The 25104-nt window shown below is 41.2% G+C and carries 23 protein-coding genes and 1 pseudogene; 14 read left to right on the forward strand and 10 right to left on the reverse strand.

Annotated elements, in window-relative coordinates; all coding sequences use genetic code 11:
- The first annotated feature begins 100 nt into the window (after positions 1-100).
- The 4 genes from pnuC (at position 101) to MST18_RS04170 (ending at position 2321) form a co-directional block, all read left to right on the forward strand.
- Positions 101-691: a nicotinamide riboside transporter PnuC gene (pnuC, locus tag MST18_RS04155; protein ID WP_078192228.1), complete on the forward strand. Its 591-nt coding sequence runs from the start codon at positions 101-103 to the stop codon at positions 689-691.
- A gap of 263 nt (positions 692-954) precedes the next feature.
- Positions 955-1254: a hypothetical protein gene (locus MST18_RS04160; protein WP_180133504.1), complete on the forward strand. Its 300-nt coding sequence runs from the start codon at positions 955-957 to the stop codon at positions 1252-1254.
- 235 nt (positions 1255-1489) lie between these two features.
- Entirely contained in the window at positions 1490-1657 is a 168-nt protein-coding gene (locus MST18_RS04165) for a hypothetical protein (RefSeq protein WP_180133503.1), read from the forward strand.
- Between the two features lie 166 nt (positions 1658-1823).
- Positions 1824-2321, forward strand: coding sequence for a DUF2505 family protein (locus MST18_RS04170; RefSeq protein WP_078192225.1), 498 nt, complete (start codon positions 1824-1826; stop codon positions 2319-2321).
- Positions 2322-2373: 52 nt separating this feature from the next.
- On the opposite strand, the gene MST18_RS04175 is transcribed toward MST18_RS04170, so the two are convergent.
- Positions 2374-3654, reverse strand: a complete 1281-nt coding sequence (locus MST18_RS04175; protein WP_180133502.1) for an MFS transporter — start codon at positions 3652-3654, stop codon at positions 2374-2376.
- A gap of 377 nt (positions 3655-4031) precedes the next feature.
- Here MST18_RS04175 and def point away from each other — a divergent pair, with 377 nt between their 5' ends.
- From def to MST18_RS04200, 5 genes are all read left to right on the forward strand, one after another.
- Positions 4032-4514, forward strand: coding sequence for a peptide deformylase (def, locus tag MST18_RS04180; RefSeq protein ID WP_180133501.1), 483 nt, complete (start codon positions 4032-4034; stop codon positions 4512-4514).
- Between the two features lie 192 nt (positions 4515-4706).
- Positions 4707-5918 carry a GGDEF domain-containing protein gene (locus tag MST18_RS04185; protein ID WP_180133500.1) on the forward strand — a complete coding sequence of 404 codons (1212 nt, stop codon included), beginning with the start codon at positions 4707-4709 and terminating at the stop codon, positions 5916-5918.
- Between the two features lie 17 nt (positions 5919-5935).
- On the forward strand, positions 5936-6388 hold the full coding sequence (locus MST18_RS04190) for a hypothetical protein (protein WP_180133499.1): 453 nt from the start codon (positions 5936-5938) through the stop codon (positions 6386-6388).
- A gap of 64 nt (positions 6389-6452) precedes the next feature.
- Positions 6453-7730, forward strand: coding sequence for a glutaminase (locus tag MST18_RS04195; protein ID WP_180101786.1), 1278 nt, complete (start codon positions 6453-6455; stop codon positions 7728-7730).
- 90 nt (positions 7731-7820) lie between these two features.
- Positions 7821-8702, forward strand: a complete 882-nt coding sequence (locus MST18_RS04200) for a molecular chaperone DnaJ (protein ID WP_180133498.1) — start codon at positions 7821-7823, stop codon at positions 8700-8702.
- Positions 8703-8731: 29 nt separating this feature from the next.
- Here MST18_RS04200 and MST18_RS04205 read toward each other — a convergent pair.
- Positions 8732-9897 (reverse strand): IS3 family transposase gene (locus MST18_RS04205; RefSeq protein ID WP_119285041.1). Its coding sequence is split into 2 segments (ribosomal slippage): positions 8732-9639 and positions 9639-9897, totalling 1167 coding nucleotides; the frame shifts between segments, so codons are not numbered across the junction.
- 109 nt (positions 9898-10006) lie between these two features.
- Here MST18_RS04205 and MST18_RS04210 point away from each other — a divergent pair.
- Positions 10007-10138, forward strand: a pseudogene (locus MST18_RS04210) (molecular chaperone DnaJ); the annotation flags it as partial.
- Between the two features lie 171 nt (positions 10139-10309).
- Positions 10310-10675 carry an endonuclease domain-containing protein gene (locus MST18_RS04215; RefSeq protein WP_180101856.1) on the forward strand — a complete coding sequence of 122 codons (366 nt, stop codon included), beginning with the start codon at positions 10310-10312 and terminating at the stop codon, positions 10673-10675.
- A 197-nt stretch (positions 10676-10872) separates the two neighbouring features.
- Here MST18_RS04215 and MST18_RS04220 read toward each other — a convergent pair whose 3' ends face one another.
- Together MST18_RS04220 and MST18_RS04225 are read right to left on the reverse strand one after the other, a co-directional pair.
- Complete coding sequence (locus MST18_RS04220) at positions 10873-11679, reverse strand: hypothetical protein (protein ID WP_180101784.1); 807 nt, start codon at positions 11677-11679, stop codon at positions 10873-10875.
- Between the two features lie 134 nt (positions 11680-11813).
- On the reverse strand, positions 11814-14708 hold the full coding sequence (locus tag MST18_RS04225) for a valine--tRNA ligase (RefSeq protein ID WP_180132970.1): 2895 nt from the start codon (positions 14706-14708) through the stop codon (positions 11814-11816).
- Positions 14709-14892: 184 nt separating this feature from the next.
- On the opposite strand from MST18_RS04225, the gene MST18_RS04230 reads away from it, so the two are divergent.
- The 3 genes from MST18_RS04230 to MST18_RS04240 all read left to right on the forward strand — a co-directional run bounded on the left by MST18_RS04230 (position 14893) and on the right by MST18_RS04240 (position 17506).
- Positions 14893-15564 (forward strand): hypothetical protein, encoded by a 672-nt coding sequence (locus MST18_RS04230; protein ID WP_180114793.1) that lies wholly within the window; start codon positions 14893-14895, stop codon positions 15562-15564.
- 44 nt (positions 15565-15608) lie between these two features.
- On the forward strand, positions 15609-16415 hold the full coding sequence (locus tag MST18_RS04235; protein ID WP_078191399.1) for an SDR family oxidoreductase: 807 nt from the start codon (positions 15609-15611) through the stop codon (positions 16413-16415).
- 74 nt (positions 16416-16489) lie between these two features.
- On the forward strand, positions 16490-17506 hold the full coding sequence (locus MST18_RS04240; RefSeq protein WP_180132969.1) for a hypothetical protein: 1017 nt from the start codon (positions 16490-16492) through the stop codon (positions 17504-17506).
- 33 nt (positions 17507-17539) lie between these two features.
- Here MST18_RS04240 and MST18_RS04245 read toward each other — a convergent pair whose 3' ends face one another.
- The 6 genes from MST18_RS04245 to MST18_RS04270 form a co-directional block, all read right to left on the reverse strand.
- Positions 17540-17983 carry a YbjQ family protein gene (locus MST18_RS04245; RefSeq protein ID WP_078192213.1) on the reverse strand — a complete coding sequence of 148 codons (444 nt, stop codon included), beginning with the start codon at positions 17981-17983 and terminating at the stop codon, positions 17540-17542.
- Positions 17984-17986: 3 nt separating this feature from the next.
- Positions 17987-18343, reverse strand: coding sequence for a YbjQ family protein (locus MST18_RS04250; RefSeq protein ID WP_078192212.1), 357 nt, complete (start codon positions 18341-18343; stop codon positions 17987-17989).
- Between the two features lie 150 nt (positions 18344-18493).
- Complete coding sequence (gene adeK, locus MST18_RS04255; RefSeq protein WP_180065938.1) at positions 18494-19948, reverse strand: multidrug efflux RND transporter AdeIJK outer membrane channel subunit AdeK; 1455 nt, start codon at positions 19946-19948, stop codon at positions 18494-18496.
- Complete coding sequence (locus MST18_RS04260; RefSeq protein WP_111885287.1) at positions 19948-23127, reverse strand: efflux RND transporter permease subunit; 3180 nt, start codon at positions 23125-23127, stop codon at positions 19948-19950. The genes adeK and MST18_RS04260 overlap by 1 nt, the downstream gene beginning before the upstream one ends.
- Before the next feature lie 12 nt (positions 23128-23139).
- Positions 23140-24405 (reverse strand): efflux RND transporter periplasmic adaptor subunit, encoded by a 1266-nt coding sequence (locus MST18_RS04265; RefSeq protein WP_180132968.1) that lies wholly within the window; start codon positions 24403-24405, stop codon positions 23140-23142.
- Between the two features lie 42 nt (positions 24406-24447).
- Positions 24448-25044, reverse strand: coding sequence for a phosphatase PAP2 family protein (locus MST18_RS04270; RefSeq protein WP_180132967.1), 597 nt, complete (start codon positions 25042-25044; stop codon positions 24448-24450).
- Between the last annotated feature and the right edge of the window lie 60 nt (positions 25045-25104).

A 25104-nucleotide genomic window follows, 5' to 3' on the forward strand; every position in this document is an offset into this window, starting at 1 on the left:
TTAAAATTTACAGAGTTGATATGAAATAGTGTGGGATATAGCTTGCCTTTGGGCTGATTTTTTCCATAATAGCTGCAGCTTTTTTAAGGCCCAATCAACCATGTCGAACTTAGAAATATTTGCAGTTATTATTAGCTTAATCGGGGTGAGTTTAACCATTAAGCGAAATATGTGGTGTTGGTGGTTTAACTTTGCAGCTTTTTTGCTGTATGCCTACCTGTTTTATACCTACAAACTTTATGGCGAAACCATTTTGCAGTTTTTCTTTGTAGTGGTGAACTTCTACGGTTTTTATCATTGGTTGAAGGGCAAACAACAAGATCATGACATCCGTATTGAACCGATTGCGACCAAACTCGTGATCTTTCAAATGCTCTTAGCAGCGGTGGGCGGTTTGATTTTTGGTTTAAGTTTGCACTATTTTACCGATGCAGCCGTGCCAATTTTGGATGCACAATTGGCCGCGTTTAGCTTACTCGCAACGTATTGGACCAGCCGGAAACATATTGCTACTTGGGTGCTTTGGGTATTTGTCGATATAATCTATGTGGGTATGTTTATATACAAAGACCTGTATCTCACTGCGGCGTTGTATGCTGGTTTTGTGGGCTTGGCGGCATTTGGTTGGTGGCAATGGACACAAGTCAAAAATAAACAGCAGCAACAGGCGATGAAAGCTTTATCCATTTAGCCCACAGATGTTTTTTTCATTCCCAATTTGACAATTTATAAAAATATATTTACTTTGTAACCATAAAGGGCATTTCATAATCGGGCTTCACCCCGATGAGAAGTGCCTTTTTTATGCCTTAAGAAATGTGGCTGTGTTCATTTGAGTCTAAGACATGTCATAAAATCCTCTGTGAATTTATAAGCAAAATTGGGTGTCTGCGAAGCTTGATTTTAATAGCCGATGATCCGATCCCGATGAATAAGTAAAGAGCGTGCAGAGTCATGATTATCGACTTTCAACTTGAGCAGCAACTGCGTTTTGACCGACAAGCTACGGTTCTACTGCAGCAAAAGGCGAGCTTTTTTCAGTTTGAACAAATAGCAGATGTGTATAACACTGAATGGCTCAATGCATTTCCACAAGGCACGCAATGTAGCATCAGCGGTTTGGATGATGGTGCAGATGAATACGGCATCCAAATCAGTTATAAACACCAAAGCATCTTGATCGATTATTCACAACCGATCAAATTGGTACACCGTGATCGGGATGGTGTGGTGCATAGCATGCTGTTAAATTAACAACTTAAATTAAACTGAGATTTATAAAAGCAGTACCACAAAGATTTGTTATAGAAATATAAAAATAAGCGCAAGAAGAAATGAAAAGATATGGGAAGCTATTAAAGCAATGACGCAACTTGACCCAAAAGATTCAACATTTAAAATTTTTAATCAGCTATGTTTCGAACTTTTTCATGATTATGGCTCGCACTGCACGTCTTTTGAACCCAGCGCTTTGATAAGTGCAAAACCAATGCAACAGCTTCCTGAACAAGCCAGCTTTGATATTGTAAGCCTTGACTTCGGTCATTGGTACGCAAAGTTGTCCTATGCAGGGATGTATTTAAAAATCGATGCGGGCTGGGAATTTCAGCTCGAGTTTAAAGATCAGCATGGGCAAATCTATCAAAAAGTCCTTTAAGGCAGAGTCCCTCTGAATTTCAGTATGGCAATTCTGTTTTTCTAGCTTGGTTTCAGGTCAATGACAGCCACAGCGCTTTCCGATTTAATCCAAAACACAGTTATAGCAACTGTAGACTAGGCGACATAAAACAATAAAACCAATATTGACCTGAAGGATTACGAGAATGGCACATCAATTTACCGTCAATGCCACAATTCATGGCGTTTCACTTGAAGATTTTAAACGACTAGCCGCAGATATTAGCTTGCATGAAGCGGTGTGCAAACGCATCCCGGGTGAAAATCTAGAAATTTTAGAATCAAAAAAAACAGGCGATATGTATACCTTAAAACGTGCCTATAACTTGGATGTAAATATTCCAGATATTGCCAAGAAGTTTTTAAAAGATGCGTTTCGTCTGAAACGTACGGATATTAGTAATTTGGCGGCATTAACCTCTGACGTCAAACTAGATCCGAACCTACCGCTCGAAGCCAGTTGTAAACGAAGTGTCAGTGGTGATGCAACACAAGTGAGTTTCAATTTGGACTGGACGGTGAAAGTCAAAGTTCCACTGATTGGTGGATTACTTGAAAAACATGCAGAAGGTGAAATTCGTCGTTTTAGTCAGCTTGAGATTGAAATTGTAGAAGATGAATTACGTAAAAATTTAAAAGCCTGAATTGATTTGAAAGCAAGTTAAAAAAAGCGGTCATTGACCGCTTTTTTTATTTTTAGTGCGAAGTTTTTTCAAAACGTTGACGATAAAGCATCGCAGTAAAGAAGGTCACCAAACAGACAGTCCATATATAATACATAGCGCCAATGTTGCTGTATAAACTCAACCATTGAACCAATGGCAAGGTGATACCACCCGCGATGGCATAGGCCAAATTGTATGAAAATGAAATGCCCGAGAAACGAATCTGTGCAGGGAACATTTTCACCATACTATAAGACACCATACCAACTGTACCTGATGCCAAACCGAGCAGCATATAGAGCGCAAACACGGTCGATGCTGCCACATGGCCCAAGCTGTTATAGAACACGCCCGCAATTATCGCGACAAGGAGGGAACCGAACAGCATCACTTTGCCCGCACCGAAGCGATCTGCCAAAAGACCTGCCAAGATACAACCGACCATTTGCATCACAATAGCGGCACTTTGCATTTTAAAGGCATCTGCACGTTCAAAACCAAAGGTGCTCGTGAGTAGATTTGGCATCGCTAAAATCAATACAACAACGCAGCCAGTTAAGAACCATGTAAACAGCATACCAATCACAACGCCTGTTTTGTGCTGTTGCAGCACTTGTTTCACAGGAAGCTCTTTAGCCAATTGTTTCTTTTCTTGCATGGCTTTAAATACAGGCGTTTCTTTTAAATAACTGCGGAGATAGAGCGCAACAAAGCCAAAGATCCCGCCTAAAATAAATGGAATCCGCCATGCCCAATCATGGATTTCTGACTCTGTAAATTGTAATGAAATAAACAAAGACATCAGTGCGCCCAATAGGATACCTAAAGATAAGCCGGCAGTGAGTAAGCCATTGGCGATACCAATTTTTTGCTCAGGTACATGCTCTGAAACAAAAGTCCATGCAGCAGGGATTTCACCACCAATCGCGATGCCTTGAATCACACGCATCAGTAGGAGCAAAAGTGGTGCTGCATAACCAATACTTTCAAAAGTCGGCATCACACCGATCATCAGTGTAGGCAGAGCCATGAGTAAAATAGACAAACTAAATAAACGCTTACGACCAATCAAATCGCCAAAATGCGCCATTACGACACCACCCAATGGGCGGAAAAAATATCCTGCTGCAAAAATACCGTAAGTATTCAGCATCGCCCAAAATGGACTGAGTCCAGTGGGGAAAAACAGTTCCGAAATAATTTTGGCGTAGAACACATAAATGACAAAGTCATAAAACTCAAGTGCGCCACCGAGGGATGACAGTCCGAGGGTGCGTTTATCTTGACGAGTCAGGCGTGGCTGAGCTTCCATGCAAATATTTTCCAGCAGCAAATAGCATTTGACGATTTTAGTGATTCAATTTTTTATTGAATAATCAAACTTTGTTGCCTTATTAAAAACTTATAGTTATGAAAATATTATTAATTAAGAACAAAATAATATAGATAAAGTCGCATTAAGTTAAAGAATGATTGGTAATAGATAATGGCGTACCTTGATGTATAAATGATAAATATCAATGGTATAGGGTAGTATGATCTACTATTTTACTTTGTGCTCTATATAAACCACAAAAGATTCAAAGCCATAGCACGCTGTTGTTTTATACTCAGAACCGATAATAATGCATATTGCATGGTTGTTTTTTTTACGTGATTTAAGCCCGCTAGACTTAAAAGGATAAAAACATGAGTTATGTTGCTGCTGTTGCACAGCGTGGTGAAGCGATTTTGAAGCTTACGGCTGCAGAGGTGCAAGCGTCTGAAATAGGTTCTGAATGGTTAATTGCACTGAGCAAAACACTGCATGCCACCATGCTTGAGCGTCAAGGCGTAGGCATTGCCGCACCGCAAATTTATGTTTCTAAGCGGGTGATTATCGTGGCTTCACGTGCAAATTTACGCTATCCAGACGCGCCTGAAATGGAGGCGATCGTGATGGTGAATCCAGTGATTACATCACGATCAACTATGACTGTATTGGGTGAAGAAGGCTGCTTAATTGTGCCGAATGGACGAGGGCAAGTCCCGAGAGCCGAGCAAATTCACGTGCGATATTTGACCCTTCAAGGTGAAGTAAAAGAGAAAACCCTGAATGGCTTTCCTGCACGGATCGTACAACATGAGGTCGATCATCTGAACGGGATCTTATTCACCGAGCGTTTAGAATAATAAACTGTACTATTTCAAAAAGATAAAAGTGACCAATTGAGCTAAAAAAAATAGCGGAAAAGTAATTTGAATAGTGGTATAAGTGAAGTTTAAAGGCTTCAAATGTTGCACTTATAACTGTGAAAATAGGCTTTCTTTTTGAAGTTAAAACCTTGTATAACTAGCGAAATAATAAAATAAAAAAGAAGATTAATGGGGAAAAATTGGGGCAATGCTGTCTGTACGAAATGGGGCGTACAATGGCGTAAATTGAAGCATCTTTTGTTTGAGTCAGACTATCTCATCATCAATTGGTCTGACTACGATAAAGGGCGTTTACTTCTCATCTTTGGCATGCTGAGTCAAGTCAGCGTGTTGAAGTGGTGCATCATGAATTTTTATTATTCGACCAATCGGATTTGGTTTAATCCGAGTGAACTCAAGTTCAGGATCATCGTCGCTTGTATAGTCCTACTCAGTTATGGCGTATTGGCAGTACTCAGTATTTATTTCAAAAAATATTTAAATTTCAGACTGTTTTTTAGCTATTTTGCGCCCGTCCTATTTGGGATCGGCATGATCTATGGTGGCTATATGATCGGGATCTATAGTCCTGCCACTATGGCGGGGACGGTCAATCTGCTGATGGTCGGTTTGGTTTTTTATCGTCCTGCAATTATGCTCAGTATTACATTTCCGATCACACTGTTTATTGGCTACATTTGCTATCAAACTTCGATTGACCATCTAGAATATGCACCGATTTTCAGCCCGGCTTTAAAACAGAGTGAGTTTTACGACAATGCCTTTTGGCTGATGAGTATGGCGGAGTTGTATTTACCTATATTGATCGTCAGTGCAGTATTTTTTCAGATTTTGCTTTTACAGTGGCGACACCGTGAACAAAAGATGGAAGTCCTCAGCCGTGTCGATGGGCTGACCAATGTGTTTAACCGACGTTATGTTAGTCATGAACTTGATACACTCAGCAAACAGACACAGCCTGAATTTGCAGTGGTTTTACTTGATCTCGACCATTTTAAACTGATCAATGACCAATATGGACATGATGCAGGAGATGCCGTTTTACAACGTGTTGCTCAAATTTTAAATGACAATACTCGTGTACAAGATGTGGTTGGACGTTATGGCGGTGAAGAATTTATTTTAATTTTAAAAAATCAGAGTTTAGAGCAGGCGATAGAGGTCGCTGAACGCTGTCGATTGGCCATTTCTGAAGCTGAAACTATGATAGCCAACCATCAAATGTTGAAGATTAGTGCAAGTTTCGGTGTAGCAACTGCGATTGAGGGGACACCGTCTGCTGTGGTCACGCGTATGGCCGATCAAGCGCTGTACACGGCAAAGCAACAAGGTCGTAACCAAGTGCGTAGCTTTCGTGAGTTAAACTTTGCAGAAGATTAAAAACTTAAAAGATAGCGATGCAGCAATTACAATTTCAGCTCGGATTAGCGCAGCTCGACTTTCAGACCGAGCAACAGAATATTCATTTTGATCATGGCTTAGCGGCTTTGGTGCAAAAATGTGTCCGACATCAGCGCTTCGATGCTTTAGCGATTGAATATTTGATCTATGAAATTGAAGAAATTTTAGAACGAGTACAGCTTAATTATCAGACGCAGCGCTACGCTCAGTCGAATGATGCGATGCTGCATCTATTGGCGCAAACCTTTTTTGAACATGCGCCCCGCATTGACCGACAAAGCTTTGAACATGGCTTTAATGAAATGATTGAACATACCGAATATTATCAAAATCTATTTGGTGAACAGGCAATCATTCAACTCAGTTATTTCGTTTTTATTCGAGAAATGATGCACCATTTGAATATACAGCACATACAGGTTTTAGCTCAGAACGCGTCTTCACCATAAGGACTTATACAGATGGAGTTCAATTTGTTATAAATAAAAAAGCGCACAACAAAAAATAACCCTTATGAAAACGCCTGTTCCAGATTATTTACAGCATGTCCTCAATGCCTGCGATGCCAATCAGCACGGAGCTTTGGCAGATTATATTCCTGAGTTAGCTAACGCCAATCCGAATAGACTGGCTTTGGCACTGTCTACCGTAGATGGCACGATTTATTCTACAGGTGATGACGAGGTCGAGTTCACCATTCAATCGATGTCTAAACCTTTTGCTTATGCCTTGGCCATACGTCATCAAGGTTTGGATGTGGTATTAAAAAAAGTCGGGGTTGAACCCTCCGGCGAAGCCTTTAACCAAATTGCCTTAGATAAAAATACCAATCTGCCCAAGAACCCGATGATCAATTCTGGGGCAATCACCACACATTCACTTTTACCGTATGACGAGCACAGCACTCGAGCTGAAAAACTCCGTGAATTTTTAAGTGAACTGGCGGGGCGTGAGCTGAGTTTTGATGAAGCGGTTTACCAATCTGAAGTGAAGACGGCTTTTCGAAATTTGTCGATTGGTTACATGCTACGTACAGTCGGTGTGCTTGAAGAAGACCCTGAAGATGTGGTGAATGGTTACATTCGTCAGTGTGCAATATTAGTGACGGTTAAAGATTTGGCAAAAATGGCCAGTGTGCTTGCCAATGGTGGTGTGCAAGCAGCCACAGGTAAACGGTTGCTGTCACGTTCGGTGGTGCGCCAAGTGTTGAGTGTGATGATGACTTGCGGCATGTATGATGCTGCGGGTGATTGGCTGACAACGGTCGGTATTCCTGCCAAAAGTGGTGTGGCCGGTGGCATCATGGGGGCTTTGCCGGGGCAGGTTGGGCTAGCGGTCTTTAGTCCGAAACTGGATACACATGGGAATAGTGTTCGAGGCGTCGAAATATTTGAACGACTGTCTAAGGACATGGGACTGCATGTCATGGAGGGAACACCTTCAGCGCAAACGATCGTCCAAAGTCGCTATACCTGCGGGATAGATCGTTCGGTGGTGGTGTATGAACTGCGCGGCGTATTGCAATTTACTGAGTCGGAAATGTTGCTGCGGATCTTAGAGGATGAACCTGTTGCGAATAACCATATCGTTTTAGACCTGACCAATATTTCTTTGATACACGATGTTGGTGTCCGAATGCTCTTTGAAGGTGTAGATCGCTTGATTGCAGATGGTCATCGTGTGGCAGTGATCGACTCAGAACATCTCTTGGAACAAAGTCGAAGTCATGCAGGGCATGAGGTGGTTGTTCGGGAAGAGCTGAGTCAATATTTGCAACGGTTTGAGCGTTAATTGATAAAAATCCATTGTTGATTCATACAAGGTGCTCATAAGTTTAGTGCTTAGATCGGCTATAATTTTCTTTTTGCGTTAAATTTGCTTATGTCTTTTGAGTTAAAAGTCAGTTTACTCCCGAGTGTTGAAGCTTTATCGCCACAGCATAAAAAGCTGAATAAACTGATTGAGCAAATCGAACAGCAAAAGCTGGATTTAGATCTTTGGCAAAACGCCAAAAGTGAAATTCAAAGTTATATCCAACTCAAACTTGTGCCGATCTACCGTGATTTGCATGTGGTGTACTACCGTCAACTAACTCAGCTTTGGCAACATCTACAGCAAGAAGACTTAGCCAAAGCAGATTTAGCACAGCTCGATGCCAAACTCACGAAATTGGCAAAGCAGCTGAAAAAATCTAATTATTTAAATACTGCTGAACTTGAAAAAGTCTCGGAGGTTGATGCTTTTTATCAGCAGCATCATGCACATATGCAAAAGCCGAATAAAAAAGCTAAGTTAGCGCAAGCTGAACAGAGCAAAGTAGAAGGTCATGTTGATATAGAACAAGAAACTATAGAACAAAATGAGTCTTATGAAGAGTGGGACAGCGAACAATATCAACGTGAGAAAGAAGAACATCAGCGTAAACGCTTAGCGCAAAAACGTGAGCAAGCTGAAAAGTTAGTGAATCAATCGCTGAAAACCGTGTTTTTAAAAATCACCGCCATGATTCACCCTGACCGTGAGCCTGATGAAACTAAAAAAGCTGAAAAAACCGAGTTGCTGCAAGTGGTGAACCAAGCCCATGAAGCACTGGATTTGTTTTATTTATTAAAGTTGCAATTACAGCTAGAAACCAATAAGGGCAAAAGCCCCAAAGCCTTAACAGATGAACATTTAAAGTTTTATAAAATGGCTTTAGAGGCACAAAGCCAACGCCTTGCAAGTCAGATTGATGACATCACGGATAGTTTTGATGTGTGCTGAATTAGCAGGAGACTTTCACTTGGGAGATTCTAGGCAGCTAACCGATAAAAGTCTTCTGCCATTTGATTTGGTGTCTTAAAATCCAAGCCTTTTTGAATTCTTCGCTGATTATAAAATAACTCTATATATTTTGTAATATCCGCTTTGGCTTCTTCCCTTGTTTTGTAGTTGCGATGATGGACTAGTTCATTTTTGAGTATGCCCCAGAAACTCTCTATCGGTGCATTATCAAAGCAGTCGCCTTTTTTGCTCATTGAACCCTGAAAATCAAATTTCTCAAGTAAGTTTCGATATTCATTACTGCAATATTGGCTGCCTCTATCTGAATGTACAATGAGATCTTTAGCAGGTTTCTGATTGCGAATAGCCATATTCAATGCATCACAAACAAGCTTGGCTGTCATGCGCTCATTTAAGCTATAGCCAACAACCTGTTTCGTGTAAAGATCTTTGACAGCTGCCAAGTACAACCAGCCCTCAGCCGTCCAAATGTAGGTAATGTCACTCGACCACGCAAGATTAGGCTTCGTCATTGAAAACTGTTGCTTGAGTAAATTGTCATAAATAGAACGGTTGTGATCACTGTTCGTGGTTCTTTTGAAACGCTTATGGCGCTTACAATACAACTGATTTGATTTTTTTATTTGGCGCACAGCATACGTACTTATTTTGATACCTTGCGCTTGTAAATGCTTGGTTAATCGAACATAGCCATAGCTTTGTTTGGTTTCTTCATGGGCTATTTTGACCAAAATTGTCTGCTGATTTCGCTGAATTGATCTTTTACTCATGCCTCGCTTTAGCCAATCATAAAAGCGAGAAACGGATACACGAAGTAATCGAGCCATTAAAATAATCGGAAATAAGTGGCTTTGCGATTTCATATAGGCGTACCTCACTGACTTTCTTTGGCAAAGTACGCTGCTGCCTTTTTTAAAAATTCACGTTCCATTTCAGCTGTTTTGAGCTGTTGTTTAAGCTTCTTATTTTCTTCGAGTAAGGCGTTTAGATCGGGCGAATACTGTTTTGTGCCTGCTAAAGTTCCAGCCTTTGCTTTGTTATTCCAGTTCGAAAGGGTTTGCATTGAAATGCCAAGTTGTCTAGCGGATTCCGATACATTACCTTGGTTCTCTTCAATGGCTTTTATGGCTTCAGCTTTAAATTCTGCGGTGTAAGTCTTCTGTTTCTTGCTCATGGTAAACTCCTAATGAGTATGTATAGTTTACCAAGTTAAACCCTCCTGTTTTTTAAGCACACATCATTTCCACTGGAGTGAAAAGCCGAAGCCTAAAAATATGCAGGTGAAAGATGTATATAAGGTGATTGATGGCGATGTTTCAGTGCTGAAAGAGCAAGTGAAGTGGGAAAAAGAACGGCTGAAATATATGGAGAAGGTGAAAGGGTTGGAGGTGTTGCTGGAGAATGGGGTTTTATAAAAGCACCTCTCCCTAACCCTCTCCTAGGAGGAGAGGGGATTTCCATTATTGATTGAATTTTGGGTAAAATTTAGCTGTTATATTTTTTAAATTTGATAATTTAAATTAAGTGATGTCACAATGAATGTTCCCTCTCCCTATGGGGAGAGGGCTAGGGAGAGGGAAATAAAAATTAAAATTGACCCTGCATTATTAGAATTCGCCAAATCTATGCGCCACACCGCCACAGATGCAGAACACCTGATGTGGCAACTTCTCCGCGCTAAGCGTTTTATGAATCTGAAATTCCGTCGTCAGCATGTGATTGAGCCTTATATTGTGGATTTTTACTGCCATGAAATTGGTTTAGTGATTGAGTTTGATGGTAGTCAGCATGGAATGGAGGATGCTGTTGAATATGATGCTGAACGGACTAAGTTTTTAGAGGCTTTGGGTTTAACTGTTGTGCGGTATTGGAATCATGATGTTTTGGGGCGGACGGATGTGGTTTTAGAACACCTATGGTATGTATGTGCCGATTTAAAAGTAAATAAATGATGAAAGCTCCTTCTCTCTTTGGGAGAAGGCGGGGGGTGAGGGATGAAGTAATAATGAATAAAGCTAAAAGTACCTCTCCCTTGCACGGCAGTGCTGCTCATCTCCTACAAGCAGAGGAAACCTCAATATAAAATTCACATTTGCATTAAATTAAAAGATGCTCTCTCTCACTATGGAGGAGAGCTGGGGTGGATTAGCTAAGAACGTAAACTTTGGATTTCCTTTAAAATCCAAGTCTTAACTTGATCATTTTTAGATAAAGAAAACTCTAAAGCCGGTGAGTCACTTGATACGTCAACACTACCCTCATATGGTGAAATTATGAGTAATTTTTCATCGAAAAGCATAAAGAAGTTCCAGTGAAATTTAGTGCTGTAGATGATTTTTATCGTTCCTTTCTTATTCACTTTTTTATGGATGCCATCCAATTTTGTTTTACAGTTATTAATCTTAGTTTTTATATCCATAGGAGACTTATTGAAACGGCTAGCTATAATTTTAAGATGTTCATTATTGTTTTCATCAGGAAGGATAAATTCTAATTCACCTCCTTTTTTTAAAAAAGCTTCTAATGTCTTTGAATGACTAGATATCCATGAATCAAAATAATGGGTCACAACGGTAACTTTCTTATGATTTTGAAATAGAAGTTTCCAATTTTTATTCTTAAAAAAATCTTGAGTTTTCCAATCATTATTAAAATATGGCTTTACTTCATCTAGTGTTCTTCGAGCAATATCATCAATCAATTTTTCATCACGTTGATTTTCGAAGAAATCTGTTAATGATTTTAAGAGTAATAATGAAACAGATAGAATTATTAAAGTTGGAATTAATGCATTCGATACATCTTTTCCTAATGAGAAAAAAGTTTTTGACCATGAAAAAGGATCAGAACTCAGAAGATATGAGAAAAAGAGATAAAGTCCAATTAAAATTATTGCTGTAATAAAGCTAATAATTCCTAAAAATTTTTGAACTGTTTTTAAGAATTCTGAATTCATACGCCTCTTTATTAGATTGCATTTTTTTAGAGAGGCTATTTTATAGTCTTTAGTGTTTAATGCAATAAAGATTATAAAATAAAGGGCTGAATAATCAGCCCTTTATACACAAATTAGATCTAACTAACAACACATTAAAGCGCTGCAATCTGCTCCATATTCGCTTTAATCTTCGCTAACTGATCGGCAAACTCAGCAAGTTTAACTTTCTCACCCTCAACTACCGCAGCAGGCGCTTTCGCTACAAAACCTTCATTACCAAGTTTAGTGGCAATTTGGTCATGCTGTTTTTGAACCTTGTCTAAGTCTTTTTGCAGACGACCCAATTCCGCTTTAGGGTCAATTAAGCCCTTCATTGGAACGAATACAGACACGTGACCAACGACAGATGAAGAAGACAATGGCGGTTGTTCACTGTCAGCAAGGAAAGTAATGCTTTCAACTTTTGCCAATGCTTTAAACAATGGTTCAATACGTGCGATTTGTGCTTTTTCAGCATCCGTTGTATTTTGAAGAAGAACAGGCAACAAACGCGCATTACCTAAGCCCATCTCACCACGGATGTTACGTACCGCACCAATCAAACCTTGCAGCCATTGCATATCTGCTTCAGCTTGTTCGTTGATTTTCGCTTCATCCGCAACAGGGTACTGAGCCAACATGATTGTTTCGCCAGAAATGTTCAGTTTCGGCGCAAGCGTTTGCCAGATTTCTTCTGTTAGGTACGGCATCAACGGATGAGCCAAACGTAAAGATGCTTCCATTACAGCAAGAAGAACACGACGTACTTCAGCTTTACGCTCAACTGATACGTTTTCATCATTTAGAACAGGCTTAGTCAGCTCTACATACCAGTCACAGTATTCATTCCAAATGAACTCGTAAATCGCTTGTGCAGCCAAATCTAAACGGTATGTTGCAAATGCTGTTTGCACCGCTTGTTCCGCTTTTTGTAGACGGCTTACGATCCACTGTTCAGGCAATTCCCAAAGGTCTTGACGTACTTCTTGACCAATGACTTGCTCTTCGCAGTTCATCATCACGAAACGGGTAGCGTTCCAGATTTTGTTGGCAAAGTTACGATAGCCTTCAACACGTTTCATGTCGAACTTAATGTCACGGCCAGTGTTCGCAAGCGCACAGAATGTGAAACGTACAGCGTCAGTACCGTAAGATTGAATACCTTCAGGGAATTCTTTACGGGTTGATTTTTCAATCTTCGCTGCTTGTTTCGGGTTCATCAAACCTGTTGTACGTTTTTGTACTAAAGTTTCAAGATCAACACCGTCAATCAAATCTAATGGGTCAAGCACGTTGCCCTTAGATTTAGACATTTTCTGACCTTCGCCATCACGAACCAAACCGTGAACGTACACAGTTTTGAACGGAACTTGCGGTGTGCCGTCTTCATTTTTCATGAAGTGCATGGTCATCATGATCATGCGGGCAACCCAGAAGAAGATGATGTCGAAACCTGTTACTAGTACATCAGTCGGGTGGAAAGTATTTAAGAAGTAGTTTTCTTTATCTTTCGCAGCGTCACCAGTCCAACCTAAAGTTGAGAATGTCCAAAGACCAGAAGAGAACCAAGTATCGAGTACATCTTCGTCTTGTTTTAATTCAACTTCAGGTGCAATGCCGTTTTTCGCACGAACTTCAGCTTCATCACGACCTACAAATACGTTACCTTCAGCATCGTACCAAGCAGGAATACGGTGACCCCACCACAATTGACGTGAAATACACCAGTCCTGAATGTTATTCATCCAAGCCATGTACATGTTGCTGTATTGCTCAGGGACAAACTTAATTTGACCGTCTTGAACCGCTTTAATTGCAGGCTCAGCAAGTGGTGCAATTTTTACGTACCATTGGTCTGTTAGAAGTGGCTCAACGATCACGCCTGAACGGTCACCACGAGGTGGCTTCAAGGTATATGGTTGAATTTGGTCTAACCAGCCTTCAGCTTCCGCTTGAGCAACCAATTTTTTACGTGCTTCAAAACGGTCTAAACCAATGTAGTCCGCAGGTGCAGGAATGGTTTTAGAAATTTGCTCGCCCGCTTTCGCGATGTATTCAAATTCAGCAAGAACTTCAGCATTTTTGTTGAAGATGTTGATGATTGGAAGTTCACAGCGTTTGCCCACTTCATAGTCATTGAAGTCGTGCGCAGGAGTGATTTTCACACAGCCTGTACCAAATTCTTTGTCTACATATTCGTCTTTAACGATTGGAACAGTACGACCTGTAATTGGCAAGATAATGTTTTTGCCTACAAGCGCTGCATAGCGTTCATCATCAAGCGCAACCGCAACAGCTGTATCGCCAAGCAATGTTTCAGGACGTGTTGTCGCAACGACAATGTGATCTTTACCATCGTGGGTGCGGATTGATTTGTCTTCAAAGAAATATTTGAAGTGCCAAAGTGAACCTGCTTCTTCTTTATCAGACTCAACTTCTAAGTCAGAAAGGGCAGTTTGTAGTTTAGGGTCCCAGTTTACAAGGCGTTTACCACGGTAAATTAAGCCTTCTTCATGCAGCTTAACAAACACTTCTTTAACGGCATTTGAAAGACCTTCATCCATGGTGAAGCGTTCACGTGACCAGTCTACAGATGAGCCTAGACGACGAATTTGACGGGTAATGTTACCACCAGATTGTTCTTTCCATTCCCACACTTTTTCGATGAACTTTTCACGGCCTAGGTCGTGACGGCTGATGCCTTCAGCACCCAATTGACGTTCAACAACCATTTGCGTTGCGATACCTGCGTGGTCGGTACCCGGCTGCCAAAGGGTATTTTTGCCAGACATACGGTTATAACGAGTCAACGCATCCATAATGGCATTGTTGAAACCATGACCCATGTGCAAGCTACCAGTGACGTTTGGTGGCGGAATCATAATACAGAATGAATCACCTTTTTGAGATGGCTTGAAGTAGCCTCTCTCTTCCCAAGTCTTGTACCATTTTTTTTCGATCTCGGTCGGATCGTAGGTCGTAGCAATATTTTGCGCTGAATCAGTCATAGTCTAAACAGATCAAAAGTGGATAAAAAATTAGATCTATTGTAGCAAAAAAAATGGTGAATTAGGGATGTTGGGCGAATGTTAACTTTTAGGATTTGGCAGTAAATAAAAGAGTCCGTATGATAGGACCTAAGATAAGAAGTATCCATTGATCCCAAAACTAAGATAAAAGGAGCAATATCAAATGACTTATTCTATTTCGTTAAAGATTCAACCTACGACATATCAACGTTTTGAGATGATTCATCAAAAACTCAATGCAGGTGAAACAGAAAGTCAGTCCAAAGCCTTAGGGGATAATTTAGCGGATATTGCATGTGAAATTTTAGATCAAGTTTTTGGCCAAATGGCGCGCATGAATAAGTCTGGAGACAATGAATCCGAAAAAATTATTCAGCAAATACGTGAAACGACCCGTAAATATATGCCGTGGTCGGTGTCTTTTTTTGGCAATGACCGCCTTGTACCGATGGTAAATTATTTATATGGACGTTTTTACAGCGAAGATGGTCAGCATTATATGCATTATCCGATCGATGCCTCTTTAGCCACCGACTTGCTTGCCTATGTCAGTCAAATGAAAGAAGGGCAGAATCAATATGTCCCACTCGCATTGAAGGCATTTACACAAGTGGTCGATGCCGGGGTGACGCATTTGGTGCGAGAACCAAAAAAAATGCTGAAATTTAATATGGTGGTGGATAAAACTTTAACCGGTGTCATCAATCTCACCACGCAACTCGGATATAAACGCTTCGATAAACTCGGCAAAATTTATGATGCACAATCGATGAGTCAGTACTTTGATCATTTTATGGTGTTTTTGAACAATGAGCCTGTACTACGTAAAGCATAAAATACATATAAATGAATAAATTAGTTATTTAAAAGGATGTCAAAATGGCAAAACGTGATGATTTGAACGGAAAAGTGGTGTGGATTACTGGGGCATCGTCAGGTTTGGGTGAAGCTTTAGCAAAAGAATGTGCTTTGCAAGGGGCGCAGGTCATTTTGACCGCACGTCGTTTTGAAGAGTTGGAAAAAGTCCGTGTTTCATTATTACATCCAGATCAGCATCTTTCAGTGTGTGCAGATATTACCAATGAAGAACAAGTTCGCCATGCTTATGAACAAGTCCTTGCGCATAAAGGCCGAATTGACTGGCTAATCAATAATGCGGGATTGAGTCAGCGTGCATTGATTACGGATACGACTATGCAAACTGAACGTGCCATCATGGAAGTAGATTATTTTTCGCAAGTCTATTTAACCAAAACCGTTTTACCGACATTTTTAGCACAAAAGTCTGGTCGAATTGCTTTTGTTTCAAGTGTTGCAGGCTTATTAGGGACACAATACCGCGCGACCTATTCTGCTGCAAAAGCTGCCATTCATATGTGGGCGAACAGTCTACGTGCGGAAGTTGCGGATCAAGGGGTGGGCGTATCGGTGATATTCCCCGGATTTGTCAAAACCAATGTTTCATTTAATGCACTCAATGGTGCCGGCAAGCCACAAGGGCATCAGGATGAAGCCATTGAAAATGGTCTAGAAGCCAATGAGTTTGCCGAAACGGTGGTGCAATCTTTGCAACGTGGGGAAGAATACATCGTGGTGGGTGGTTCTAAAGAAAAGCTCGGTGTTTGGGTATCTCGATTATCACCGACAACGTTATATAAAATGATTCGTAAAACCAAAGTGAAGTAAGTTTTATCAAGTTTAAATAGTTTAAAAGTCACTTTTAAGAGTGACTTTTTTAATGAGTAACGAGATTATAAGAAATGAAAAAGAATAATTTTAACAAATGGGGAATAGCCATCATTTTGTGCGCAATCATTGGTGCAATCGGTACAGTGGCATATTTTTATTTTAAACAGAAAACTCAAAAAATTGAGCAGAAGTCAACGCTCGAAAAGCCTGAAAAAGAAATAGGAACTGTATCAGAACCAGTTATTGAATCTGTTGAGATTGAACCTAAAGTTGAAGCGGCGAGTGCAGAAGTTGTTATGCGAGGACCAAATGAGGGGTGGTTACCGATCGAAGCACTGTTTGATGAAAAAGGATTATTGAAGTCTGAGTATTACAGTCAAAATCCTCAAGATTCAGATGTTGATAAATTACCTTATAGCTCGAATAAAATTGGTGATTTTAAATGGCGAGCTGAATTTCATCCTGTTGATGATTTTAAAGGCGATCAGGCTAGATTCAAAGATCAATGTTTTGGATATTGTGTTTTAGTGAAAGGTAAGTTGCTGACCAGTGTTGAATCGACTGTATTTACGGGAGCATTTATTGCGAAAGATCATTTGATCGAAGTGATTGCACATAAGGGGAGTGGCGCATATATGCCTGTCAACTATAGCTTTATCAAAATCGACAAAGCTGGTAATGCAGAGTTAATCTCAGATGATCATAATTCTTACAAAGATCAATTGGCTCGTATCAATCATTCGGGACTCGAGATTGACTTAAAACCATTTAGAAAACTTCAATATTTTCTTCTAATGAATGAAAATGGTTTAAATGTGTCGATGCAAAAACCCAATAAGGTGGATGTCGAACCGACTCAGTGTAAAGAGTATTACGAAGGAACATTAGAGGCATGTCCAACTTTATATGGATGTAAAGCTGACATTGTGGTGCAAGATCTGGCACGTGCTTATGCTGGAGATGTTGCATTTAGTTATCATGATCCAAATATTGATGAAAAGAAATTTAATGAAGTTTGTTTTAAAGTTTGTCGCAATGAAAATGTGAGTTATGAAGAGTTTGAAAACACATTGTGTAAAGTAAATTAAATAGTAAAAATGAATTGGGGAGAAGTAGAGAGATCAGATGTCTCTCTTTTGAATTGCTGTTCCATACGCAAAGACTTCGACCATGCCGCCTTGCATACCAAGCTCGGTGGTGCTTAAACGCAGGCCCATAATTTGGTTTGCGCCCATCTTTTCAGCTTCTTGCTTTAAACGCACCACGGCTTCACGACGCGCCCGATCGACGATGCTTTCATAACTAGTCAAACGTCCGCCAAAAAAGTTCTGAATATTGGCAATCACATATTTAAAATAATCATGTGAAATCACTACATTACTTGAAATCAGTTGTCCGAAATGTTCAGTAGTTTTAAAGCGGTTGTTGTCTATGCGAATATGCGCCAATCGCTTTTCTTGAGCTTCGAGTTCTTTGAGATGTTTTTGTTCGATATGGCGACCAAAGCCCCAACCAATACAAAAGAGCACCACAAAGATCAGGACTTTAAAAATAAAGGCATCCATGACTTAGTCCTGAGTTGGAAATGGGTCTGGGAGTTTTGCTGAGTTGGCTTCTACGCGAACAGCCGTGCCATACACAAATAATTCAGAGGCGCCTTGAGCAATATTTGAGGTTGAAAAACGGATACCGACGACCGCATTCGCGCCTAAGGCACGTGCTTTATCAATCATACGGCTCATAGCTTCTTGACGGGATTCTTCGAGTAGTTCTGTATAACCTTTGAGTTCACCACCCACGATATTTTTTAGGCCAGCCATAAAGTCACGACCAACATGTTTACTGCGGACAGTACTGCCATAAACGACATCAAGTTGTTGTGTAATGGTATGACCCGGAACAGATTCAAGATTACTTAAAAGCATTTTTAGTTATCAATATAAAAAGGTGAATTGAAGATAGGAAACTCTTCAGCAAAAAGCAATATGTTCATTTTTATTTTGTAGCTCCGATCTAAAAATGAAAAAGCCCACCGAAGTGAGCTTTTCAAATATTACGGGCTAGGCTAAATCAAATTATTGTTTTGATGTTGCTTTACGCTCAGCAGTAGAAGGTTGGTATTGCACAGCATCAGAAGTATTGGCTTTGATACCACCACCAAGTGTTTTATACAATTCAACTTGGTTGTTGAGATTTGCTTGTTCAAGCAACAACAAACCTTGCTCAGCTGCATAAGATGCACGCTGCGCATCCAGTACAGTTAAGTAGCTATCAATACCAGCACGGAAGCGGGCATTTGATAGTTTGTACGTTGTATTGGTTGCATCAACTAAACGGCGCTGTGCTGCAATACGGTCACCAATGTTTTGGCGAACTGCAAGCGCATCATTTACTTCACGGAAAGCTGACTGAACTGATTTTTCATAATCAGACAATGCAATTTTCTGGTCAGTTTCAGAAACTTTAATATTGGCCTGACGTGTACCCCAGTCGAAGATTGGAATATCTAGGCTAGGGCCAGCAGACCATACAAAGTTGCCTGATTTAAATAGATCACCTAAGTCCGTTGAAGCATAACCCGCAGAACCTGTCAGGCTAATCGTAGGGAACAGACGTGCTTTAGCTGCACCAATGTTCGCACCGGCAGCAGACAGTTTATATTCAGCTGCACGGACATCTGGACGGTTGTTCAACAAGTCACTTGGAATACCTGAACCAATGGTATTGGTCGAAGTAATTCGATTGACACGTTGGTTCGGCAGCAAGTTCGCAGGTACTTGTTGACCCACTAATAGGTTCAATAAGTTTTGCGCTTGAGCAATTTGAGTCTTGTAGTTTGCAACATCATTACGTGCAGTTTCTACAGAAATTTGAGCCTGACGAACAGGAACTTCACTGTCAATACCGACATCAAAACGCTTTTTGTTGAGGTTGTAAGATTCAAGCTGAGCTTTTAAGGTTTGATCCGCAAGCTTCAAGTTCGAATTGGCATACGCGTAGTTTAACCATGCTTGAGCCACTTGACCGATCAACGCAATTTGTGTTGCATCACGGGCACTTGCAGTTGCAAGGTAACTGTCCAAAGCATTGTCTTTTAAGCTACGTACACGACCCCAAAAATCAAGTTCATAGGCAGTGACACCTAAACCGACATTATAAGAGGTGATAGGCTTTTGTGTATTCAACGTGTCTTGACGAAGTACACTACCACTTGCACCAATGGTTGGTAATTGACCATTGGCAGTGATTTGATACTGTTGCTGTGCACGTTCAATATTTAAAGCAGCCGTACGTAGGTCACGGTTATTGGCTAAAGCTAAGTCAAGAACTTGTACCAGACGTTGGTCAGCAAAGAAATCTTTATATCCTTGTTCAGCAACAGAAGTACCAGAAGCACTTGCTGTGTAGCTTTCGGGGATATTGGTCTGAACAACCGGCTCTGGACCACGCATGCTTTGGCAGGCAGCCAAAGCAAGCGCAAGTGAAGAAACCGCAATGCTACGACCTGCAATAGACCATACATTTTGCATCACGATAAATGCTCCTGATTATTTTGTTGTTTTGGTTTGTACTTAAAGATACTTCGGATCCATACATAGAACACAGGAATAAAGAAGATACCAAGTAGGGTAGAACTGATTACGCCACCCAATACACCATAACCTACGGAGTGCTGGCTACCTGCACCTGCACCCGAAGAAAGCGCAAGCGGAAGTACACCAAAACCGAAGGCTAAAGTGGTCATGATAATTGGACGTAGACGCATTTTAGCGGCATGCAATGTTGCGTCAAACAGATCTTCACCTTTTTCTTGAAGTTCTTTGGCGAATTCTACGATCAAGATCGCATTCTTCGCAGACAAACCAATGACGGCAATAATAGCCACCTGGAAGTAAATGTTATTCGCCAAGTTTGGATTTTTGAAGAACACCATTCCAAGGAAAGTCAGTAATAACGCACCCAATACACCTAATGGTACAACCAGTAATACTGAGAACGGAATAGACCAGCTTTCATACAAGGCAGCAAGACATAGGAAGACGATTAACAATGAAAGTGCGTATAGGAATGGTGCTTGTGCGCCAGACTCACGTTCTTCTAGAGATAGACCAGTCCATTCATAGTCAAAGCCTTGAACGCCCATCGAAGGAAGTTTTTGTACAATTTCTTCCATCGCTTTCATCGCGTCGCCCGAACTTACACCCACACCCGGTGAACCTTGAATGTTCACAGATGCGATACCGTTATAACGTTCAAGACGCGGTGAACCATAAGTCCATTCACCAGTAGCGAAGGTCGAGAATGGAACCATTGTGCCTTGGTTGTTACGGACATACCACTGGCTCAGGTCTTCAGGCATCATACGTGCCGCAGCCTCACCTTGTACATAGACTTTCTTCACACGACCACGGTCAACGAAGTCATTGATGTAAGAACCACCCCATGCCATACCCATTGTGGTGTTAATCTCAGAAATACTCACACCCATTGCACCAGCTTGAGCTTGGTCAATCGTGATTTTGTACTGTGGCGTATCTTCTTGACCGTTAGGACGAACACCCATGAGGCGTTTATCTTGAGCAGCCATACCGAGCACCATATTACGGGCATCGATAAGTTGTTGATGAGTTTGACCTGCAGAAGCTTTTAACTGCAAGTTGAAGCCGGCAGTTACACCCAATTCAGGCATTGCTGGTAATTGGATTGGCATGATGTATGAAGCATCCTTCACGATCATGTTCAATGCCATACCACGTTGAATAATCGCACCCACTTGAGATTCAGGTGATGTACGGTCTTCCCAATCTTTTAACTTGATGAATGCAAGACCTGCGTTTTGACCTACACCTGTGAACGAGAAACCGGCAACACTGAATACAGAATCGACATATTTTTCTTCGTTTTTCAGGAAGTAATCGGTCATTGCAGTGACAGTTTTATCCGTACGCTCAAGTGAGGCATTCGGTGGTAACTGTACCAGTGTCATTACAACACCTTGGTCTTCTTCAGGTAAGAATGATGATGGTAACTTTTGGAATAAAAGTACCAACAAGCCGATTACAACTGCATAAATCACACCAGAGAAAATCTTGTGGTGCGTCATGAAGTTCACGCCGCCTTGGTATTTATGCGCAACCTTATCAAAAGAGCTGTTAAACCAACGGAAGAAACGGGCAAAGATATTGTTGCTTTCTGGTTTGTTTGGATCATGTTGTTTCAACATGGTCGCACATAGGGCAGGGGTAAAGGTCAATGCCACAATCAATGACAGAATCATTGCTGTTACCAGCGTGATTGAGAACTGACGATAAATTACACCTGTCGTACCACCGAAGAATGCCATCGGCACGAATACAGCGGTTAACACAGAGGTAATACCGATAAGGGCACCCGAGATCTGTTTCATTGAGATTTCAGTTGCAGTCACTGGGTCAAGATGATCTTCAACCATGACACGTTCAACGTTCTCTACGACAACAATAGCATCATCCACGAGGAGACCAATCGCCAGTACCATCGCGAACATGGTGAGTGTGTTGATCGAGAAACCAAACATGTTAATGACAGCGAAAGTACCCAATACCACTACAGGTACAGCCAATGTCGGAATAATCGTTGCGCGCCAGTTCTGTAAGAATAAGAACATCACAAAGAATACAAGAATCACGGCTTCTACAAGGGTATGTACAACACTTTCAATCGATAACTTAATGAATGGAGTCGTATCAAATGCAAGCGTGTCTTCTAAACCTTCAGGGTAGTTTGGACGTAGTTCTTTTAAACGTGCTTCAACAGCTTCGGCTGTGTCTAATGCGTTTGCACCAGTTGCTAGTTTGATCGCTACACCACCAGCAGGTTTGTTGTTGAACTTAGAGTCGAACTGATAGTTGTCAGCACCTAATTCAACACGTGCAACATCACCTAAACGTACCTGAGCACCATCACTACTGTTACGCAGGAAAATGTTTTTAAACTGCTCTGGTGTTTGCAATAAACTTTGTGCTGTAACTGTCGCGTTCAGTACTTGACCTTCAGTTGCAGGCGCACCGCCTAACTGACCAACAGCAACCTGAGCATTCTGTGTACGGATAGCCGCAGCCACATCACTCGGTGTAACTTTCAGGTTTGCCATTTTGGCTGGATCTAGCCAAATACGCATCGCATAAGAACCACCAAATACTTGGACTTCACCTACACCTGCCACACGGCTGAGAGGTTCAGAAATATTCGAGTTTACATAGTCCTTAATGTCGTCCGCAGTCAACTTACCTGATGGTGAGTGGAATGCTACAACTTGTAGGAAGCTTGCGCCAGATTTGGTGACTTTTACACCTTGACGTTGTACGTCTTCAGGTAATAGCGCTGTCGCAGACTGGAGTTTGTTTTGGACTTGAACTTGGGCGATATCTGGATCGATCCCTTGTTCAAAGTTCAATGTAATAGATGCTTGACCGTTACCCGCACTGTTTGACGAAATATAACGTAAGCCATCCAAACCATTCATTTGTTGTTCAATGATTTGGGTTACGGTGTTTTCAACTGTTTCTGCAGACGCACCAGGGTAAGTCGCAGAGATTGAAACCGTTGGCGGCGCAATGGTCGGATACTGTGCAATTGGCATATTTGATAGCGTGAGTACACCCGCCAACATAATCACCAATGCAATCACCCATGCAAAAATGGGGCGATGAATAAAGAATTGAGCCATTCAGTCTACTCCCTATGCGTTTGAAGTAGCTTTTTGTTCAGTTTTAGGCGCTGCTTGTTCTGCGGCTTTAGCGTTTGGCTTTGCTGCAGCAGGTTGTTGCGCACCTTGAGGTGCAGCAGCCTGAGGTTGATACGGTTTGGCTACAACTTGTTGCTCTGGCTTAACTTTCGCAATACCGTCAACAATCACTTTATCGCCAGTGTTTAAGCCTTGAGTAACGATCCAATTCGAACCTTGTGTACCAACAGTGGTTACAGGGCGAGATTCAACAGCACCTTTTGCATTCACAATCATTGCCATTGCTTGACCTGTAGGAGTACGCGTAATGGCAGCTTGTGGAATCAGGTAAGCATTTGGAATCACACCTTGAACGATGCGAGCATTGGCAAACATACCTGGAAGTAATAAATGATTCGGGTTAGAAAAAACAGCACGAAGTGTAACCGTACCTGTATCTGGGTTTACACTCGCATCAGAAAATGCAAGACGACCTTCAATTGGGTATTCGCTACCATCTTCAAGACGTAATTTCACTTTGGTGTTATTACTGCTGTCCAAGTTGCCTTGGCTTAATTGTTGACGTAAGCGAAGAAGTTCAGCACTTGATTGGTTAATGTCAACGTACATTGGATCAAGACGTTGAATTGTGACTAATGGATCAGCTTGAGATGCAGTAACTAATGCACCAGCAGTCACAGTTGAACGGTTTGTTTGACCCGAAATTGGCGCACGTACAGTTGAGTAACCTAAGTTAATTTCTGCATTTTTAAGTTCTGCCTGAGATGCAGCAACGTCTGCTTCAGCCAGTTTTACTTGCGCAACAATATCGTCATATTCTTGTTTAGAAATCGCATTTGATCCCACAAGCTGACGGTAGCGACCTTCTTTAACACGTAACACGCCTAAATTTGCTTGTTGACGTCTTAAAGCAGCACGAGCACTGTCAGCTGAAGCACGGTTTGTACGCGAGTCGATCTCGTACAAGGCTTGTCCTTCGCGAACATAACTGCCTTCTGCAAATAGACGTTTCAGTACTACACCACTGGTTTGTGGACGTACTTCTGAAATTTCATAGGCAGATGTACGTCCTGAAAGTTCAACAGATTGTTCAACGCTTTGCGGTTGGGCAACAATGACACCGACTTCAGTTGGTGGCATTTGCTGTGCAGCAGCAGCTTGCTGTGCATCTTTAGGATCTTTGCTACAACCAACAAGTGCAATACTTGTTGCCAATGCGCAAGCAGTCAGGGCAGGAGCCCAAAGCTTTGCAGACATCATTGTTCCACCTCAATTAGATATTTATCTAAATTATTCATTTGTTTACGCTTTACTGATTTTGATGTAACTCAAATAAAGTAGCGCGATCCAAATAATACTTATGCTCCAACCGGATAAGACATCTGTCGGAAAATGAACCCCAACATATACTCGCGAAACACCCATACACAGCATCCATAACAATGCCAAAATGGTGATCAAGCGATGTTGAGCATGTTGTCGGCAAATCAAGATCATCAGACACGCAAGCGATGCAGCATAACAACTGTGTGCGCTTGGGAATGAACTCCCGTAAGACGCTACAAGATGGTACATTTCTGGGGGACGCGGTCTGGTGAACGTAAATTTAAGCAACCATGCAAGGCCGATACTTCCAAAGATCCCTATACTGATAAAAACAATCTCTGTGTATTTTTTATACCACGCAAAGTGTAAACACCATAGCGTGGTGAAAAATAATACAAAAGGCATGCCCCCTAGCGCGGAAAGTCCGATGGCAATTTGATTAAAAACAGCAATACGGTGTTGACTCATCCATTCCACGATACTTAAATCTAATAGATTTAAATAGCTAGAATAAAGCGACAACACACTGATAATTAATGCAAAAAAACCAACAAACAGTAGCGTTCGTGGCATATTTTATTCCTTGTCATTTTAACCGGTTTGAGCTCGGTTAATTAATGGACTAAAGTGTAC

The sequence above is a fragment of the Acinetobacter sp. YH12068_T genome (genome assembly GCF_024606005.1).
In the GTDB taxonomy this organism is placed as follows: domain Bacteria; phylum Pseudomonadota; class Gammaproteobacteria; order Pseudomonadales; family Moraxellaceae; genus Acinetobacter; species Acinetobacter amyesii.

Excerpts from the sequence above, each read along its gene's own strand:
- MST18_RS04240 (WP_180132969.1), top strand. The coding sequence starts at position 16,490 with ATGAAAAAGAATAATTTTAACAAATGGGGAATAGCCATCATTTTGTGC.
- MST18_RS04165 (WP_180133503.1), top strand. The coding sequence starts at position 1,490 with ATGCAACAGCTTCCTGAACAAGCCAGCTTTGATATTGTAAGCCTTGAC.
- pnuC (WP_078192228.1), top strand. The coding sequence starts at position 101 with ATGTCGAACTTAGAAATATTTGCAGTTATTATTAGCTTAATCGGGGTG.
- MST18_RS04160 (WP_180133504.1), top strand. The coding sequence starts at position 955 with ATGATTATCGACTTTCAACTTGAGCAGCAACTGCGTTTTGACCGACAA.
- MST18_RS04260 (WP_111885287.1), bottom strand. The coding sequence starts at position 23,127 with ATGGCTCAATTCTTTATTCATCGCCCCATTTTTGCATGGGTGATTGCA.
- MST18_RS04175 (WP_180133502.1), bottom strand. The coding sequence starts at position 3,654 with ATGGAAGCTCAGCCACGCCTGACTCGTCAAGATAAACGCACCCTCGGA.
- MST18_RS04265 (WP_180132968.1), bottom strand. The coding sequence starts at position 24,405 with ATGATGTCTGCAAAGCTTTGGGCTCCTGCCCTGACTGCTTGCGCATTG.
- MST18_RS04250 (WP_078192212.1), bottom strand. The coding sequence starts at position 18,343 with ATGCTTTTAAGTAATCTTGAATCTGTTCCGGGTCATACCATTACACAA.
- MST18_RS04230 (WP_180114793.1), top strand. The coding sequence starts at position 14,893 with ATGACTTATTCTATTTCGTTAAAGATTCAACCTACGACATATCAACGT.
- def (WP_180133501.1), top strand. The coding sequence starts at position 4,032 with ATGAGTTATGTTGCTGCTGTTGCACAGCGTGGTGAAGCGATTTTGAAG.
- MST18_RS04195 (WP_180101786.1), top strand. The coding sequence starts at position 6,453 with ATGAAAACGCCTGTTCCAGATTATTTACAGCATGTCCTCAATGCCTGC.
- MST18_RS04190 (WP_180133499.1), top strand. The coding sequence starts at position 5,936 with ATGCAGCAATTACAATTTCAGCTCGGATTAGCGCAGCTCGACTTTCAG.
- MST18_RS04220 (WP_180101784.1), bottom strand. The coding sequence starts at position 11,679 with ATGAATTCAGAATTCTTAAAAACAGTTCAAAAATTTTTAGGAATTATT.
- MST18_RS04225 (WP_180132970.1), bottom strand. The coding sequence starts at position 14,708 with ATGACTGATTCAGCGCAAAATATTGCTACGACCTACGATCCGACCGAG.
- MST18_RS04235 (WP_078191399.1), top strand. The coding sequence starts at position 15,609 with ATGGCAAAACGTGATGATTTGAACGGAAAAGTGGTGTGGATTACTGGG.
- MST18_RS04170 (WP_078192225.1), top strand. The coding sequence starts at position 1,824 with ATGGCACATCAATTTACCGTCAATGCCACAATTCATGGCGTTTCACTT.
- MST18_RS04185 (WP_180133500.1), top strand. The coding sequence starts at position 4,707 with ATGGGGAAAAATTGGGGCAATGCTGTCTGTACGAAATGGGGCGTACAA.
- MST18_RS04270 (WP_180132967.1), bottom strand. The coding sequence starts at position 25,044 with ATGCCACGAACGCTACTGTTTGTTGGTTTTTTTGCATTAATTATCAGT.
- MST18_RS04245 (WP_078192213.1), bottom strand. The coding sequence starts at position 17,983 with ATGGATGCCTTTATTTTTAAAGTCCTGATCTTTGTGGTGCTCTTTTGT.
- adeK (WP_180065938.1), bottom strand. The coding sequence starts at position 19,948 with ATGCAAAATGTATGGTCTATTGCAGGTCGTAGCATTGCGGTTTCTTCA.
- MST18_RS04200 (WP_180133498.1), top strand. The coding sequence starts at position 7,821 with ATGTCTTTTGAGTTAAAAGTCAGTTTACTCCCGAGTGTTGAAGCTTTA.